8 protein-coding genes are annotated in these 20165 nt (G+C 33.5%); all 8 read right to left on the bottom strand.

Annotation, left to right across the window (positions count from 1 at the left end; genetic code table 11):
• Window positions 1-9: 9 nt before the first annotated feature.
• The 8 genes from SJY43_RS10385 to SJY43_RS10350 all read right to left on the bottom strand — a co-directional run bounded on the left by SJY43_RS10385 (window position 10) and on the right by SJY43_RS10350 (window position 20033).
• On the bottom strand, window positions 10-1488 hold the full coding sequence (locus SJY43_RS10385; RefSeq protein WP_396600671.1) for a sulfatase: 1479 nt from the start codon (window positions 1486-1488) through the stop codon (window positions 10-12).
• A gap of 18 nt (window positions 1489-1506) precedes the next feature.
• Entirely contained in the window at window positions 1507-3036 is a 1530-nt protein-coding gene (locus SJY43_RS10380; RefSeq protein WP_396600670.1) for a sulfatase, read from the bottom strand.
• 3 nt (window positions 3037-3039) lie between these two features.
• On the bottom strand, window positions 3040-4386 hold the full coding sequence (locus SJY43_RS10375; RefSeq protein ID WP_396600669.1) for a sulfatase-like hydrolase/transferase: 1347 nt from the start codon (window positions 4384-4386) through the stop codon (window positions 3040-3042).
• 42 nt (window positions 4387-4428) lie between these two features.
• Window positions 4429-5847 carry a BNR-4 repeat-containing protein gene (locus SJY43_RS10370; RefSeq protein WP_396600668.1) on the bottom strand — a complete coding sequence of 473 codons (1419 nt, stop codon included), beginning with the start codon at window positions 5845-5847 and terminating at the stop codon, window positions 4429-4431.
• Window positions 5844-9329: a glycosyl hydrolase gene (locus SJY43_RS10365; RefSeq protein WP_396600667.1), complete on the bottom strand. Its 3486-nt coding sequence runs from the start codon at window positions 9327-9329 to the stop codon at window positions 5844-5846. Before SJY43_RS10365 ends, SJY43_RS10370 begins: the two co-directional genes overlap by 4 nt.
• A gap of 3 nt (window positions 9330-9332) precedes the next feature.
• Window positions 9333-12692 (bottom strand): glycosyl hydrolase, encoded by a 3360-nt coding sequence (locus SJY43_RS10360; RefSeq protein ID WP_396600666.1) that lies wholly within the window; start codon window positions 12690-12692, stop codon window positions 9333-9335.
• 142 nt (window positions 12693-12834) lie between these two features.
• Window positions 12835-15864 (bottom strand): glycoside hydrolase family 2 TIM barrel-domain containing protein, encoded by a 3030-nt coding sequence (locus tag SJY43_RS10355; RefSeq protein ID WP_396600665.1) that lies wholly within the window; start codon window positions 15862-15864, stop codon window positions 12835-12837.
• 113 nt (window positions 15865-15977) lie between these two features.
• Entirely contained in the window at window positions 15978-20033 is a 4056-nt protein-coding gene (locus tag SJY43_RS10350) for a two-component regulator propeller domain-containing protein (protein ID WP_396600664.1), read from the bottom strand.
• Between the last annotated feature and the right edge of the window lie 132 nt (window positions 20034-20165).

Here is a 20165-nt window from a genome sequence, read left to right as displayed (position 1 = left end):
AAATTAATTTTACCAATGTTCTATAATTGTGTAATCTTCTGTATTAAGCGTATTCTTTATGGAATTTGGGATTTTTCGTCTTGGTGTATCTTTATCTAACTTAAATCCTCCATCCCCTTTAGGTGTTATTAAAGGCATATTTCCAATTGATTCATCTAAAATATCCCCTTGAGATTTCATCCAGCTAAACATCGCTTTTCTTAAGCTTTCTTTTATGGATTTAATTTCAGGGTTTTTAACCAAATTATGCTGTTCAAAAGGGTCATTCTGTAAATCGTATAATTCTTCAAAAGGTTCATTATTAAAAGCATTTGCTCCTCGCTTTATAAAGTAATCTACATTAGACTTTCCTGTTAAATTTTGTTCTACAACTTCCAATGAATTAAAATTTCTAATGTATTTGTAACGCTTATCGCGAATCATCCTTGATGGAAAAATTTCAGAATTTAAAATATTCTGATTAGTTCTAACTCCATAAACATACTTATTAATCTGAACATTTTCACCTTTTAACAATGGTAAAAAACTATTTCCATCTATATCTTCTGTAGATTTTTCACCTGCAATTTCCATAAATGTTGGTAAAACATCTGTATAATGAATGAGTTGACTAGACTTTGAATTTGGCTTAATAACTTTAGGCCAACGTGCCACAAATGGCACTTTAAGCCCTATATCTTTAACTGTAAACTTACCTGATACTCCATGGTCTGCACTATAAATAAAAAGCGTATTGTCGTTTAAATATGAGTCTACTAATTTTAAAACACTTTCTAACTGCGTGTTGTCTTCTTCAATACTTCTATAGTAACCCGCTTTAGCTTTTACATAATCTGGGTTATCCTTTTTCTTAATATTGAAAGGATAAAATTTAATATCTTCAGCTTTAGGATTTTCAACCTCAAAATACTTCCCATGCGGATATTTTGAGGTGATAAACATACAAAATGGTTTATCGGTAGTTTTAAAATAATGAGCAATGCTATCTAATGGAATATAATCTCTAGGAACACCTTTTTTTGGTACTGGCGCCCATGCTTTATCCCAATTATAAACACTAGATGGTTTTACATGGCTTTTTCCAGCTAACACAACCTCATACCCTAATTTTTCCATTCTTGAAGTTACACTTTCAATATTGGGCCTTGTAGCTGTATGGTTGGCAAAACACCCATTTTTAATAGGATATTTACCTGTAAAAAGTTGCGACCTACTAGGCGCACAAATAGCTTGTGCCGTAAAGGCATTATTAAACAGCATCCCTTCTTTAGCAAGACGGTCTACAGCAGCGGTATTTACTTTTTTATTGCCGTAGCACCCATAATCGTAAACATCTTGGTCGTCGGCTAAGTAGAAAATTAGGTTTGGCTTTTCAATATCTTTATGAACTTCCGCTATTGTATTTTTTTTATTGTTATTATTAACACAACTTGTTAGCCCAATAACAGTTAACCCTATTGCTATTTTAAAACACTTTACTATTTCCATTTTTAAAGTTTTTAAATTTTATCTATGTGCTCCAATAACCTTAACAGGTTTTACTTTTCCTCCATTGATTCTTGCTTTCTGTTCTACAAAATAAGGCTGAAATGTATAATTTGATTCTGCATCCCACTTTGAATTTTCTTTAGGCAAAAAACCTTTCATTTTTTCAATTTGAGCTTTATATTTTAGATTTTCAGCTTCGTTTGTCCATTCGTTAGGATCAGAACCATGATCGTAAAACTCTTCTTTACCATCTTCATATTGAATATATCTATAACCATTCATCTTAATAGCATGATTATTCATCCCAAAAGTTGTTATAGCCTTTGCACTTTCCAACCCTTCATTGTTTTGCATCATTGACACCAAGCTCTTACCTTCATTTCTTTCATAAGCAGGAAGTCCGCTTAACTCCAATAGTGTAGGGTAAATGGATAACATTTCAGTTGGTGCATCAATTTTTTTACCTTTAGGTAAATTAGGTCCTGCAAACATTAAAGGTGCTTTGGTTGCCGTTTCCCATAAGGCATGTTTTGCAAAGGTTCCTTTTTCTCCCAAACGATATCCATGGTCTGACCATAAAACAACAATGGTGTTATCCGCGTATTCACTATTTTCTAATGCATCTAAAACACGACCTAATTCATAATCTACATAACTCATACACGCCAAATAGGCCTGAACTATTTTTTTCCACTCACCAGTTTCTTTAGCCCACTTTGTAGATGGCATCATTGGCAAATCGTTTATTTGTAAGCCAACGGGTGGAATATCATTTAAATCGTCTGCTAAATATGGTGGTGTTTCTATACTATCTAAAGGATGCATATCGAACCATTTTTGAGGCACGTAAAGTGGTACATGCACACGTAAAAATCCCAAACCTAAAAAGAAAGGTTTATCATATTTTCTATTTAAACGCTCAATAGTCCAATTTACAGACTGATGATCTGGCATTAACGTATCGTTTTCAGGAAAAGCTCCCCAATCTGTACTTGTACGTCCGTATTTGCCTTTTTTAGATTTCGAGGTTCCAAAACCGTCCCAAACAAATCGTTCTTTGGGGTAAGGTCCAAAACCTTTTACTCTTCCACCATTTTCATTAAAAACATCATCGGGCGCATTTATATGGAATAATTTACCAATCCCCATTGTATGGTAGCCATTGTTTTCAAAATACTCTGGAAGAAATGTGATATTCTTGGTTGCTGGATTTCCTTCTCTTCGGATTTTATTATCGGGTGTCATTCCATAAATACCGGTCGTAGATGGACGCAAACCCGTCATTAAAGAGGCTCTTGATGGGCCGCACAATGGTGCTTGCACATGAGCGTTAGTAAAAGTAACTCCCATATCTGCAAGCCTATCAAAATTAGGTGTTTTAGCATTTGAAAACCCGGTAATTGGACTAATCCAATTATTTAAGTCATCAACAGCTATAAATAACACGTTGGGTTTTGATGGCTCTTCTTTTGTTTCCTTCTTTTTTTCACTATTGCATGAAAAAATAAAAACAAATACTAGCAATAATAAGATTTGTGCTTTTTTCATAATTTATTCTGTTCTAAAAGCTTTAATTTTCTCTGTTAATTGAGCAACAATCTCAGGGTTACTTTCGGCAATGTTATTTTTCTCGAAAGGATCTTCATCAATATTAAATAACTGTACCACTTCATCTTTCTTTCTAACTGGGTCTGGAACGATGATTTTATAAGGCGGGAAAATTGCCATATTGTAAAACATACTATTTTCAATGGTATCAAAATCATGCGCATATACTTCTCCAAATATGCCTTTTCGTCCACTTAATGCTTTTTCGTCTAAAACATTAATTCCTGGTAGGTTTTCAGGTTTTTTAATTCCTAAAATATCAAGCACAGTCGGTACCATATCAATACTGCTTGTAATAGTTTTATTATCCATTTTAGGTGCAATTTCACCTTTCCATTTATACATTATTGGCGTACGAATTCCTAAATCGTACGGCGCACGTTTAGATTCTTTCATATACCCACTTTTTGTAGGATCTTGTTTCCATCCATTATCACACACATAAACAAATAAGGTATTCTCCGTTAATCCCTTTTCATCTATTAAATCAAACAACTCTCCACAGGTTTCGTCAAACCATTCACACATGGCCCAATATTTTGCCAAGTGTTCTGAGTCTGTCTTGGTTTTGTATTTTTCATATAAACGAGCTGGAGGATTGTGAGGTCTATGTGGTAAAAATGGTGCATACCATAAAAAGAATGGCTTTTTTTCTTTTAAGGCAACATCTACATAACTATTAATGGTGTCTAAACCTTTTCTGGCAATAGTCAAACCAAAATCTCCATGACGTCCACCACGCTTCGGATCTCCATGCGTCATTCCATCATCAAAACCACCCACTTTATGATTTCCATGCCACCATTTTCCTGTTTGAAAAGACAAATAGCCTTTTTCCTTTAACATATCCGGCAAGGTAGTTTGCTTTTCAAAACCCGAAATAATAGGTTTATAAGCTTCTGCTCTATTTTTTTGACTTGTTGCGCGATCATCTTTTACACGTTTGTAAACTTTATCATTTCCTAAAATACCATGATCTTTTGGATACAAACCTGTAATTATGGTAGCCAAAGAAGGCGAACATAAAGGTGTTGGCACATAACTTCTGGTAAATGTTAAACTTTCTGAAGCAAATTTATCCAAACGTGGTGTTTCAATATTTTCATCACCCATAAAACTATAATCTGTCCAAGATTGATCGTCAGATAAAATGAATACTATATTTGGTGGTTGTAAGGTTGTTTCAGATTTTGAATTGTTTACGACCACATTTTTCTTTGCTTTATTTCCACAAGAGAAAAACAAACAAAGAGATAAAAAAACGAAACTGACATTTCTAAACATTTTCATTGTTAGTCATTTTAGTTTATTATTATTATTATTACATAAAAATCAATCATTTAATACTTGAGCCTTTTTTTGAGACCGCTTAATAGGCCCATTATCACCCAACAAATACATTTTTCTAAAATCTGTTCCTTCTTCTTTTTCTCCAACAATAATTCTAGCATCTGGGTGTGGATTATTAATAAGAGCTGATATCACAAAACCTGAATGCTCTCTACTTAACAAAACAGGCCCTTTATTAAACGAGGCGCCTCCATCAAAACTATCCCATCTACCTATTTCTCCAACATCTTGCTTGGTTTTGCTTTCTAGGTATATACTTACTTCTTTAGCTGATTTCACTTCTATATCTCCATCTCCATTAGGAAGATGCGTGGTATTACCTTGTTGCCAATTTTGCCCATTCCATCTAAAATGCTGTATACGTTTCGGACCGCTCCTTTTTTCACCTACATCTGGGCCAACCAATACACAAACCTGCGGGTTTCCCTCAGGGTCTACATCAGTTATCCCTTGAAAGGTCCAATCATTAGCTATTTTCTTTACCAAGGCTTTTTCGTCTGCCATTTCCTTGGTTAAAGGCATTTTTAATAACTCGTTTTTCACATTTTTCCATTCGCCTGTCTTTGTATCGAAAAGCATATAATACAAATTATGTCTTTCAGGAATATGCCCTCGTTTATCTTGAGCATTCTTATTGTCTCTACAAATATGATAATCGAAGGCCACAATAATATCATCTCCATTACCTCTACTCACCCATGGATACCATGAATCTTCGGCTTCAATATTTGTTCTGCGTTTATGTTTTAAAAATGAAACAGGCTCATCAAAAGTAAGACCGTTGTCCGTAGATTTTTGATAGACCCAATTACTTCTATGTGCTCCATGACGATAAAACAAGTACATATCTCCGTTATCCATTTTTATAAACTGACTGTAGGTACCAAATAATGAAATATTATCTAGTGTTTCCCATGCAGAAATATCTAACGGTTTTTTAGAGACCGCATGTAAATTTTTACCATAGTGATGGTTTCCTAAAACATTCTCACCATTTTCTCGTGTTCCTCCGTGGCCTCCAAAAGCAATATGTATATATCCTGCATCATCAATAAGTAGCGCTGGTTTACCGTGATTGTCTATTTTCTTTTTACGGTTGGGATCTTTTCCCATTTCACTCACGCCTGCTTTATAAGGCCCTTTCCATTCTTTAGTAGTATGGTTATATGAAGCTACATACGGATCTTCTAAAGCACCCTGATAAGCCACATAAGTAATACCTTTATGATATACTCCCGATGGATGTTGTACTATGGCTACTGCATTTCCAAAACCATTGTCGGCAAAATAGTCTGCTGTTTCTTCCTTTTTATCACTAGAATCTACGTCTTTTTTATTGGACTTACATCCTAATATAAAAAAGCATAAGCATACGCTAAAAATCAATTGTTTTTTAATCATTCGTTTATCACTATTATTTTAGATACTATAAGTTTAACAGGTCCTAGAAGGCCTGAAGTTAATAATTCATCATCTTTACGCCAATGTTTCCATGATGGAAATGTTATACGTTTTGATGGACGTTCAATATTTTGTAACAACCAATCTGGCAACTTTTTCATTTTATTGCCTTTGCGTTCAAAATCTAAAGGCAACGCTTCATCTCCAATTAATCTATTAGGCCAAAGGTTTGTAATTTTTACTTCAAGAGTATTTTCACCTTTTTTTACAAAATCATCTATATTCATTCTGAAAGGTGCTTTCCACAGAACACCTGCATTTTTCCCATTGATAATGACTTCAGCTATAACAGCTACACTTCCTAAATCGAGTTCTAAGCTTTTATCCGATAATAACAATTCATCAGAAATTGTAAATTCTTTTGTATACGTTGCGGTTCCTGAAAAGTGTTGAATACGTTCATCTTTATGATTTGACCAAGATATTAACGTATTGAATGCTATTCGTTCTGATGTCTCTAAGTTTGAATCAAAAGTAACATCCCAATTGTTTGATAAATCAATGGGTGCTGGTACGGAGGTTACTTCTGTAGTTTTTGTTTCCCCTGAAGCATTTTCGTAAGTGATTTTACCTGTATTGGATGTTATCCATTTGATAGTATCGTCACTATAAACTAACTCGGGTTTTGATGTATCTTTTGATAATTTTAAAAACTGTCCTTTAGGAATGAACATCGTGCGTTCTTCTCCATCCGTTTTGTATGTGATTTTTAAGCTGGTTTTATATCCTTCTGGAATTTGATTGTTTATCAACTCATTGGCAGCCAAAATATCAAAAGTATTGTTTGCAACTAAGTCTTTAATTTTATCAGTAACATCATACGTTTTATGATTTTGAGGAATCCCTTTCGTTTCTGCTTTAAATTTCCCGAATACGGCTTTTAAAACTTTTAGAGGTTTATTTCCTGCATCAATATTGATATGCTCTCGTTCTTCGGCATAAATTTGATGCTTGGTTTTACCTGTTTCGTATTCCATTCTAAACTCTTTTTTATAACCCATTGCAGGATCGCAATCACAAAAAGCTCTACTCATTTTAAAATCTAGTTTTCCATCTTTTATGGCATCATTTACTTTATCAGTAATATCGATTAATCCTTCTTGCAAAAATGTACCGTACTCTGCTTTTATTATTTCTAAGTTAGAAAGAGATTCTGTTTCTGAAGTCTCTAACTCAGTTGAAGCTTTAACTAAATGATTAGAATCTGAAGACTCCTTAAATACAACAAAAACCGATGCTTCCATACCTAGTTGTAACGGTACTGTTGTTGTACCATCTTGATTGTCTTTAAAAACCACGACATCTTTTGTGGTGCCTTTTTCTGAATTCCATAACTCTGGTTGTTTTCCAGAAACTCTAAAACTTACCATAATCTCTCGAGACTCTTTTCTAGCATTAGCGATAAAATAAATATCAGCATCATCTGTTTTTCTATGGATGAAATTCAGGTCTGTTTTATCGCTACTTTCTATTTTAAAATCTGGTGTTTGCTCACTTAAAACAGCTTTAAGCGGAATGTCTTTTACCAAACCTGTTTCCCATAATTCATTAACATAGGTTTCAACCAAATCATCGCAAGCGGGATAATTAGTTAAACTTGGCGATTGCGAAGGTTTTTTACCAATTACTTTTGCTCCACCAGCGACCAATTCTTTTATTTTTTGTAGTGTTTCTGGTTTTATAAAATCAGATTCTGGTAATACCAAAACATTATAAGCATTTCCAACTGAGGAATATATTATCCTATCTTTAACAGTTAAGTCTTTTAACTTATTGGCACCAATTAAATCGTAATCAAAGCCCATTTGTTTAATTTCTGGCTTTAAAAATGCGGTGTTTGGCGATGATTCTCCTGTAAATACCAAAACATCAGCTACATTTTTACCTTGTTGTAATAAAAACTGTGAGCGTGCCAAATAATCCATATACCCTTTACTCTGTTTCCACCACGTGTTTAATCGGTTAAAATCAAAACCGTGATAGCTTAAGGCTAAACCTGGTGCCACATCCCAAGGTTGATGCACATAGGTATGAAAAATAAATCGTGTAATGCCTTCTGCCCAAGCTCTATCTCCAATTGATTTTATATCTGCTGGATGCTTGTCCCAACCACCAATACCAGTAAAAGACTCTGCTCCAACAATAGCACTACCATTTAAGTGCGCTATAGAAGAAACAAATTTAGAGGAATCAAAAAACGGATAACCACCACTCCAAAATTCACACATGACAATATCGCCAGTAGCACCTACTTGCATATTATCAAATGGTCCCCAATACGGTTCTACAGAAAATTTCATACCGTTTTTATGACATAAATCTCTAAAATGCGCATAATAATTCTCTGCAATTAAATCGCCTATAGTTCTTCTAAAATCCCAAAGAAATCGTTCTGAAACTTCGCCACTATCTACATAATAGCCCGCTAAAGTTGGTAAATAAGCCATTAAATCATACCCTCTTAAATTCTCAAACTGCGTATCAAAACCAGCAGTCCAATTTGTAGTTTCTACCTCGTAACTATCAATTAAGCAATTATTTACCGTTGTACCTACTAAATCTCCTAGCTTATTGATTATGGGTTGAATACCGCCTTCCCAATAGACATCTACAGCTGTTTTACTCATTTTATCCACCTCTAAACCTTTGGCTTCTGGTGGTGCTGGCCGGTTGGTTGTTCCTATTGGTGTGTGCCCCAATCTTAAAATAACCCAATCTCCTTTGGGAATATCCCATTCTAAAATACCATCTTTTGAAAATTTTGAAGTCAAATTAATGATTTCTTCTTTTTGAATGATAGCCTCTTTTAAAATCTCCTTTTTATCGGGTAATAAATGATTTCGAATGCGTTCTGATAACATCTTATAGTCTAAACCGTCAATTTTTAACTCTACTTTAGGCTTAGGAAACGCCAAAACGGCTATATCTTTATAATAATCAAATTTAGTTTCAGGTTGTGGCAATTGACCTTTAAATAATTGGTTTCCTTTAATTGGTAATTCACTAGAAACCACAGTTTGCATTGCATATTCCGGCGTTACCCAAGGGCCACCGCTAGACGACCACCCTGCACTATTATGAAATGCCAATTCTAAGCCCAAACGTTTGGCTTCTTCTGCCGAAAATTTAAATAAATCTAACCAGTCTTCGCTTAAATATTTTACAGGACCTTGCGGAAACCCTAAGTGCACATTGAACAATTGCGCCTCTTGAATGCCCACTTGTTTCATGGCTTCTAAATCTTTTGTAATTCCGGATTTAGATACATTTCCGCTTATCCAATGCCACCACGTTCTGGCTTTTGCTTCGTTTGGCGGATTTTTAAATCCTTCTTCTAAGGTTATGGGTGGTTCAACTTTTTCTGAAGATGGATTACACCCAAAACATAAAAACAGAATAACTAAAATGACTATATTTTTCATTCGTTATTTTCTTTTTATAATTTTTGATGTCGATATCGTAACAGGTCCCAACAATCCAGAAGGCAATAATTCATCGGTTGCTTTTTGAAACGAATAGGCACTAAAGGTTTTTCTAGGTCCTTCAGGAAGCGGTTGGTTATTTCTGTACCAATCTGGCATTTTCTTATACTTCCCTCTATAATCTTCAGATCCAAAACCAGGTTTACTTCGTCTTACATCATACTCCGTTTGGTTTGGTAATTTTTCATCTCCAATTAAACGATTCGTCCATTGGTTTGTAATTTCTATTTCTAAAGTATTCATTCCTTTTTTTAATGCTGAAGTCACATCCAGAGTATACGGTGCAATCCAACTTACTCCCATATCTTTTCCATTTAAAATAACTTTTGCAATCACATCCACTTGCCCCAAATCGATTTGAAATTGTCTATCAGGCTTCAAAAACCTTTTTTCTATATTGAATGTTGTTTTGTAAATAGCTGTTCCAGAATAATGTTTAATTTCCTCGGTGCTGTCTGTTGTCCAATCAAACAAGGAATCGGTTTTTATGGTTGCTTTATAAAAATCTTCTTCTCTAAAATCAATTTGCCAATTCCCTTTTATTTCTAGAGGATTTGGAATATCTGTAACGTCAACTTTCCATTCTTCGGAAGTATTTACCAATGCCTTATAACTTCCGTTTGTACCCACCTGCATTACAAGATTACTCATTTCATCTAATGAAAATGAAGGTTTTGGCAAATCACTTTGGTCTATATAAGCTACTTTTGGATAGTTGGCTGAAGATTCTCTAAAAACAACAAATACAGATTCTTGCGGTTCCAAAGGGATCGAAACATTAGTACGACCGTTTTCGTGATTATATTCGGCTAGTTTTGTAATTTCTCCAGTTTCAGAATTCCATAGTTCAGGTATTTTACCATCTACTAAAAAACTACAGTTAAGTGTTTCGGGGTTTGTTTGATTATGGTTGTATACAAAATAAATATCTTCATTTTCAGTACGTCTGTGGTAAAAATTAAAATCGGATTGCCCTTCTACAATTAAATCTTTTTGAATCGTATTGGTTTCAAAAATTTGTTCCCAATCTACATTGCTATAAGTTCTTTCGTTAGACCAAATATCTCTTACTAAAGCATCAAATTCAGCTTTCATTTCTTTGGAAATGTTATACCCTCCTAGTTTTTTGGGTTTTTTACCCACAATTAAAGCGCCTTGTTGCGATAATTTATGAATCCCTCTTAAAGTTTTTAAATTGATAATATCATTTCTTTGCAAAGACAAGGCATTATACGTAATGCCATTAGGTAATTTTAATTTTCCGTTTTCTACTGTTAGTCGATTTACAATCACATCTGAATTTACACAATCGTATTTGTAAGCCGCTGGAAGTTTAGGTCGCATTTGGTTTGCATGAACAACATGACTTGGCGCTCTATCTCCTACAAAAACCAACACATCTAATACAGGGTTCCCTTGGCGTAACATAAAAGAGCCTCTTGCTAAATATTGAAACCATTCTGGACCTGCATTGTCCCACCACGTTTGTGTACGGTCTATATGCGAACCCACAAAACTCATACTCATACCTGGTTTTACATGTGTATTGGATTGATGTGCGAAACGATGAAACATATACTCGTTAATACCATTCGTCCATTCATAATCACCCTTTTCTTTGGCTAAGGCAGGATGAAAGCTCCAGTTTAATTTTGTGCTTGTAAAGGCTTCTGCAGAAATAACGTTTTTTTCATAAATATGACCAGCGGATACAGCTGCGCGTTTGTGTTTGTTTGGTTTTCCTAACCAAAATTCACCCATAGGAATATCAGCATTTCTACCAGCATCTAAACTATTAAAAGGCCCTACAAATCCATAAGGTTCAATGTAGGATATCAAACCATCTTGATGACATAATTCTGAAAAATAATCGAAATAATTAGTCACCATTAAATCGCTTACCAATTGTTTCATGTCCCAAAACACACCTTCAATGGTTTCATTATTTTCTATACTTTTACCAGCATACATCAATAAAAACGGTGTAAAATCGTAACCAAAACGTTCTTGGAATAGTTTCTCCATGTCGTATGTCCAGTTTTGTGGCCCAACTTCGTAACTATCTATTTCAACATATTGTAATGCATTTGGGGCATCAACTTTTGCTTGTTTTACCAATTTACCTACAAAGGCGTCGTAATGTACTTTTAATGCTTTTTTACTGAATTTATCTACTTCAAGACCTTTACCTTCATCTGATGATGGTTCGTTAGTGGCTCCAGAAGCCGTGAATCCAAAACGCATTATTGTCCAATTTCCTTCTGGTAATGTTGTCTTTAAAACGCCATCTGCATTCATTTTATCTGTTAAAACAATAATGTCTTCTTTTTTAATGAATGCTTTTGCATCAGTATTTCTAATTGGGCGTCTATTTTTTCTATAAGACGTGTACTCCATTATATTTCCTAAAACAGAACTTGCAGAAAGTTGCATTTCATAAATACCAGTATCCATTTCGGTTTCTATTCTAAAATAGCGTGCTGTAACGGGTTTAAAACTTTCATAGAAATAACATTCGTCTTTACCAATACGCTCTTCTTTAGGTTTGTGGGCTGCTGTAAAATTAACGCCATCGTCTGATTTCAATAACGTTAATCGCCCTTTACGCTTATTGATAAAAACATTCATTGAACGGATGGTGTGCGCTTTTCCATAATCGTATTGCACCCATCCTTTTGCTTTTAGATCTGCGTGTGTATTGGTTTGTTTATCGGTTGCTAAGATTACATTAAATGTTTTATCTGAAGAAGTTATAATAGGGTTTACACTTTCGTCAATCAATTCGGTTTCTAAGGTTGGATACGCCACAACAGCAATATCTTTGTAATAATTATGTCTTGCTGGTGGTTGTGGTAGTTGTATGTTGACTTCTTGACCGCCCTTAGTTATCACTTGACTATTTACCACAACTTTCATGGCATTTTCTGGTGTCACCCAAGGACCACCACTAGAGGTCCAGCCATCACAATTATGCACACCAAAACTCAGTCCTAGTTTTTCGCATTCTTTGGCACCATGCGCTAAGATATCGCGATGCTCTTGAGAATTGTAGGCTACATCTCCTTCTGGTAAACCCATGGTAACATTGAATACGAGAACGCCTCCAATACCAGCTTCTTTTATGGCTTTTAAATCTTTAGTAAATCCTGCTTTGGAAGCATTACTACTATTAATGTGATACCACGTTCTGGGTTTGGATTCTTGTGGTGGTGTTTGAAAACCACTTGCAAGACCATCTTTGCTATCTTGTTTTGTTTCAGATTGAGAGAATCCTTTTATAAAAAAAAGGCTTAGGACACACATAAAAAACACCTTCTTCATCATAGTATTATTAGATTGAATTTTTAATTATTTGCTATTTTCATTAGTACTAAATATAAATAACAACGCATTTAACACTAGTAAAACTGCTATTACATATATAACGTTCATCATACTTCAAATTTTAATCTACAAATAGCTCGTCTATGAATGGTCCACTTTCACCAGTAGTTTCTAATTTTATATTATTAGCTCCAGATTGCAATACTATAATGGTTGGCACAAACTTCCACTCCTTTTCCCAACCTCCTGTAGCTTTAAAATCCAAGGTTCTAACATATTCATCATTTACATACAGTTTCATTGGGTGTAATTTCCCTTCATTATTGTGCATATATCTAAAACGTATGCTATAATCACCTGGTTCGCCGTCATTTTCTTGGTACCAAGTAATAGCGCCTTCTTTTCCATCAAACCTTACAAAACCAGTTCCTTTGTAACGTCGTGCTTTTTTGTCTGCTATAGCACCTCCTTGAAGTATTCCGTCTTCTGCGGAAATATTTACACCTCTACCGATCCACATATCTGCGGAATGTTCATCACCCCAAAACAAGCCTTCATCTTTACCAAAAGTTTCTTCCATAGTCAACACCACTTTCCCGTTTTTCTTTACAATAGCTTTTACTGTTGTACCCTCTGAAATTTGAAATGGTTCTTTATATCGTAATCCATTAGTTTCAGGATTGTCGCCATTTGTGGTATATAGAATCTCTAAATTCGATGCTTTCGAATCTCCTAGAATTGAAATATCTTCTGCATCAATAGTAATTTTGTTGGATAGATACAATGCTTTATCTCCAAGAATAGATGCAGTAATTATTGATGCTATTTCAGCGTCTGGTTTTGCCCTTAAAAACAATCTTGTTTTTCCAAAAAACAAAGCTCTAAAATCCGCTTTTGTTCTACTTGTAGGATCTATAGGGTTTCCATTTTCCATAGACACTTTATTTAAATCGCCTTGAATATTGTAGTAGATTTTATTTTCTCCGTAAGGATAGAAGTTGTTATTTTCATCTACGCTTTCAGATGTTACAATATAGCTTGCTGCAAACCCATCCTCAGCTTTTAATTTCATTAATGTGGTGTTTAATTTTGACGGTTGCTTACTCGTTTTAAATGATGTGCGTTTTACTTCCTTTCCATCAATATAAGCTATCGCTTCAATAGTACCCGCTTCATAAGGCACCATCCATTCACATTGCATCTCGTTCCAAATGGTTCCTGGTTTGTCTTTACCTAGAGATTTTCCGTTTAAGAACAATTCCACCTCCTCAGCATTAGAATATACCCAAACTGGAATAACTGTTCCCTTTTCCATTCTAGGATGTGTCCAATGTGGTAACATATGAATCATAGGTTCTTTTGTCCATTGGCTTTTATAGAAATAGAACAGGTCTTTTTTAAAACCTGCTACATCTAGTGCTCCGCCCATAAATAAATTGAACGGTAAGCCGCCGTGTACTAAACCTGCTTCACCATAATAATCGAAACCTGTCCAACGGAAATGCCCGCTATGCCAAGGTGTATCGCGCATAACTTCCCAATATTTTCTTGCTGAAACTCTTACAGTAGCATTATCATAAGAGGAATTAAAACGTTGTTTTCTGTTCCTCCAGTTTTTAGGATTTATCCCTTCATAGAAGAAAACTTCTTTCTCAGTTAGATTAGGTAACTCATACGTTCCTGGCAACTCATTATCGCGCCACCACGTTTGTGTTCTGTAATAGCCTCGTGTTTGCCATGTATGTGGAGCTTCAGTAGAAATAAATGGTTTATCAAACGTTTTACTTTCTATAAACGACTTTGTTTCCGAACCACCATTAACACCTTGAATATCCATATCTTCAGGGTTTCCTGCTCCTGATGTAAACAAACGTGTTGGGTCTAAACTTTTACCAAATTCAACCATTTCTGGCGCTATATCACTATGTGTCTCGTTTCCTAAACTCCATACAAAAATACTAGGATGGTTTCTATCTCTTGTAATCCATTCTTTTACATCGCGTTGCCACCATTCATCAAAGGCTTGTTTGCCATAATCTTGCGGTGCTTTTTTGTGCCAACCATCAAAAATTTCGTCCATAACTAACAAACCAATTTCATCACAGATATCATAAAACATAGGTGGAGTTGGGTTGTGCGAAGGGCGAATGGCATTAATCCCCATATCTTTTAAAGATTGAAGTTTCCAACGGAGCATGGGCTTTGTCCATGCGCCTCCAACAGGGCCACCTTCCCAATGCTCGCAAGTTCCTTTTAATTTTACATTTTCACCATTTAACCAAAAACCTGTTTCGGTTTTCCACTCTACAGTTTTAAAACCGAAATTAGTTTCAACCTCATCTATAATCTTTTTACCATCTAATATTTGAGTAATGGCTTTGTATAAGGTTGGGTTTTCTGGACTCCATAATTGTGGGTTCTCAATTTCTAATTCAATAGTTGGTTGTGACGACTTTAATTTTCCACAAAAATTATTAAGTACATTTCCATCTGATGAAAATAGTTTTACATCATACTTTAAGCCTTTTATAGAACCATTAATTTCTGCATCAATAACAACTGTTGCTTTGGTTTTTTGAATTGAAGGCGTTTTTATAAAAATAGTATTGGGTTTAAAATGAACCGCGTTTACCTCAATTAATTTAACAGCGGCATAAATTCCGCAAGGGTGATACCAACGAGCGGAAGGTTCTAAACTGTTATCTACTCTAACAGCGATAATGTTCGCTCCTTCTTCTAAGTGTTTTGATATATCGTATCTAAAACTGATATAACCATACGGACGTTTTCCTAGATAATTTCCATTTACCCATACTTCGCTATTCATGTATACTCCATCAAAATTGATATATGTTATTTTTGAAAGACTTTCTTTTTTTACATTGAACTGCTTGCGGTACCAACCAATACCACCATCGTGATAGCCACCACCTTGTCCTTGGTCTCCTCCTTTTCTCACACCCTTTTCGAACGACCAATCGTGAGGAACGTTTAAAACATTCCAAGAGGAATCATCTATTTTTTTATTTGAAAATGAAGGATTATCTTCTAAAATAAATTGCCAATTATTGTTGAAGTTTATGATATGGCGTTGTGCATATCCAAAAGATATATATAGCGCGAATAATAAGAAAGTAAGAATGTTTTTCATTGTTTGCTCTGAAATCGGAATATCAAATCAAACTTAACTTATAATAGCCTTAAAATAGTCCTGTTGTGTCCTGTACTAACATTTAGCCTTAATCTTAAAAATTCAATATTCCATTAATTCTTAGAACTCATAAATTTTTTAGAAAATTCTGATGGTGTTAGGCCATACTTCTTCTGGAAACATTGGCTAAAATATTTAGGTCTTTTAAAGCCAACCTCATAGGCTATTTCAGAAATATTTAATTTATTTATTTCTAACAATTTTGATGCGTGATGCAACCTTATTTCTTGAATAAAATCATTTGGTGTTACATTAGACCAAGCCTTAATTTTTGTAAAAAGCATAGAACGACTTACTCCTAATTCTTCAGAAAATTGGGCAATATTAAAACCTTGATTAGAAATATTATCTTTTACTATTTTAAGTGCTTTATTAAGCAGCTTTTCGTCTAAAGATGTTAAAGAAACATCTGTTGTTACGAAATTTTTATCTGATGAAAACTTATCTTTTAATCGCTGTTTAAACTCTAATAAGTTTTTTATTTTAAGGTTAAATTCTTTTAGGTTAAAAGGTTTACTTATATAGTCGTCGGCACCACTTTCTAAGCCTTCAAATTTGTAAATTAACGAAGAGCGTGATGTTAAAAGAATAACTGGAATATGGCTAGTTGCCAATGTAGTTTTAATTTTAGAGCACAATTCTGTCCCTACCATTTCGGGCATAACCACATCACTTACTATTAAATCGGGTAAATGCTCTATGGCCTTTTGCAATGCTACTTTACCATTTTCGGCCTGAATAACGTTATAATTTGGTTTTAATATTTCTTTTATAAATGATCGTAACACAATATTATCTTCGACAATAAGAATCGTGTGCTTCTTTTTCTCTAAAAGTAAATCTTCTGGACTATCAGTTGCTTGAACATCTGCCACATTAATTTGAGTGAGATATTGAGATACATCATCACTCATTTTAAAATTCTTTTGTATTTCTTGTTCTGATAAATGCTCTTTCCCCAACTTTAGTTTTACTGTAAAAACCGCCCCTTGTGGTTGTAAATTACTTACTGAAATTTCACCATGATGAAGCTTTACTATATTGCTTGCTATAGCCAACCCTATGCCTGTACCTTTTTGAGATACTTCATCTGTTTCATTGTAATTATTAACCTCAAAAAAACGATCAAAAATCTTATCTAAATATTCTTCTTGAACACCTACGCCCGAATCTTTAACTTCAATAACAACCTTATTGTTTTCTTTATAAATATTTACACTAATATCCCCTCCTTTTTTGGTGTATTTAAAGGCATTTGATATTAAGTTATAAAACACGCGTTCTAGCTTATATCTATCATAATACACCTCGATTTTATCGTGAGACTTATTGAAGGTATAATTGTAATTTCCGTGTTTAGCATATTCAGAAAAAGACAAATATATTTCTTGTAAGAATTTAACAACATTACCTTCGGCTGCTTGAAGCTTTAATTGATTACTCTCTAATTTTCTAAAATCCATTAGCCTGTTAATAAGACGTAATAAGTGATTAGCACTACCATCTATAATCTTCAGCTTTTTATAAATAGCATTAGATCCTGAATAATCATTTAATATATTTTGAAGTGGCCCTAATATTAAAGTTAGAGGTGTTCTAAATTCATGAGAGATATTTGTAAAAAACTTAAGTTTAGCTTGATTTAACTCTATGTTTCTTTTATTTTCTAACGATTCTAATTCCAATTTATGCTTTAATCTTGACTTGGATTGAAGCATCCAAATAATACCATATAATATAGCAAAGGCCAACAAAATATAAAGTGTATAAGCCCACCAAGTTTTCCAGGGTGCAGGATGAATAATTATTTTAAGTTTTGTTGTTCTTTTTCCCCAAACATTATCATGATTAGCTGCTTTAACTTGAAAACTATAAGTACCCGCTGTTTGAAGTGTAAAAAAGGCTTCTGTTTGCTTTGTATATGTCCATGCATCATCCAAACCCTTCAAACGATATGCATATCGAGTCCCATTAGAACTCACATAATTCGGCAAAGCATAACTTATAGAAAAATTTGAATTATTATGATTAAGTTCTAATACATCTAAATAATTTATACTTTTAGATAGCACACCTCCTTCATCAGTAATAGGGACAATTTCATTTTTAATCTTAAGCTCTGAGAGTATTACTTTGTCTACGTTTGTACTCTTTAAAAGTTTTTTTGTATTAAATGTAGTAACCCCTTGGAGGTCTCCAAAATAAACCTGATCATTAATTTTTAAACTAGAATTTGGCCTAAAATCATTATTCGATAAAACCTCTCTCTGATCGTAAGCTATACTTGTTTTACTTATGGTGTTATATTTTACAATACCTCTATCTGTACTTAACCATAAAACGCCACTATTATCTCCAATAATTGAGTTTACCGTAGAAAATTTATTTATTTTTCTAATAGCTACGTGTTTAAAAGTATCTCCTTCTAATTTATACAATCCATTAGTTGCGGTTCCGGCCCAATAATTATCGTTATTATCTTTATAGACAGCATTTATATTAAAGGTTTTAAACAATTTATTTTTTAGATATTTTTTTGCATTTGCTGTTCCATTTATATTTAACTTTAATATTGTTAAACCTCCTATTCCCCCAACCAATAAATTGTCATTTTTATCAATTTGTATACTTTTAATAATACTTGATGCTAATAACGGCTTGCTGTATGTTTTTAAAGACTTTTCATTTAAATTATATCTAATTAACCCTTTAGTAAAAGTACCTATATATATATTATTTTTTGAATCCTTTTTAATATCTAAAACAGCAACATTGCCTATATAGCTTTTGAGTTCTGAAGAAATAATATCATTTCTAAGTTCTTTCTTTTTTAAATCATAAACCAACATCCCATTATTAGAAGTTCCCACAAAGAGTAAATTAGGTTTTACATAACACATAGACTTTATGGCATAACCTGTATTTTTATCTAATTCACCTATATTTAAAACTTCTGAAATATTACCAGAGTTATCTAATACACTTACTATACCGCCATCTGTAGCGAAATAAATATTGGATTTATTGTCTGCTACTAAACTATTAGTAATATTGTTTTTTAAATTATTGTTTTTAAAATGCAAAAAGTTTTGATAAGATTTGTCCCATGTGACGACACCTCCATTTTGGGTGCCTAACCACATAAATCCACTTTTATCCTTATAAATTGTTCTAATAAAATTTTGAATAGAAAAATAGCCTGTTACATCACCTTCTGATATTGTAATTTTTTTATTAGATGGTGTTACAATAATAAGCCCATTTGTAGTAGCCAACCATAAATTATTATCATTATCAATTTCTATATCTCTAACATCAATATCTTTAGGTATATCTATTCCTTTTGGACGGCTAAACTGTTCTGTTTTTATATTAAATATAAGATAACCATCATACTTAGTAGCCACACCTATAATATCTGGAGATATTTCTAAAATATTATTTATTTGAAAATCAGTTCTTGTACTGCTTATATGATATTCCTTAAAACTAAATTTATGGTTTTCATCTTTCACAACTTTAATAATACCGTTGTTAGTTGCTAACCATTTATTGTTTTTTTTATCTTGAATAATATCGTAAACAGCTCTAAACTCATCTGTTGCATTTCCTTGTAAAAGTCTTAAAAATCTATCCTTCTTTTTCTCATATATGGAAACTCCATTTCCTGTACCAAACCAAATATTACCTCCAGAAACCTCTAAACTACTAATCACCAAACTATTGCTTAGAGAATACTTATTAGAAGAACGCCTATGATATCTTTTAAATGTATTTTTTTCTGGATTATACTTATTTAAACCATTAAATGTTCCTGCCCAAATATTGCCCTCTTTATCTAACAATACGTTAAGCACCTCACTACTACTTATACTATATTTATCTCCTGGAATATTTCTATAAACCGTAAACTCTCTCCCATTATATTTATTTAAGCCATTACTTGTAGCAAACCACATTTGCCCCAGCTTATCCTTAACTATAGAAGACACGGCATTATTAGATAAACCATTAGATATATTAATGTCTCTAAAGTTATATTCACTTAATTGAGCAAACAATACGTTTATATTAACCAAAAAGAGCAATAAAAATGTTTTAAAATTCATCGAGTTTTAGCTTGAAAGTAAGTAAACAGTTAGTATCATATTTTTAAATTACAATTGAGAAAAGCAATGTAAAAAATAGCTTCATTTTATTTGCCAATAAAAGGGTAAACTTATAAGTTATTATAGGTAATA

Origin of the sequence: Algibacter sp. R77976 (assembly GCF_044594645.1) — a bacterium.
GTDB lineage: Bacteria > Bacteroidota > Bacteroidia > Flavobacteriales > Flavobacteriaceae > Algibacter_B.
Note: the sequence above shows the minus strand (reverse complement) of the source record. Positions and strands in the feature narration are given on the sequence as shown.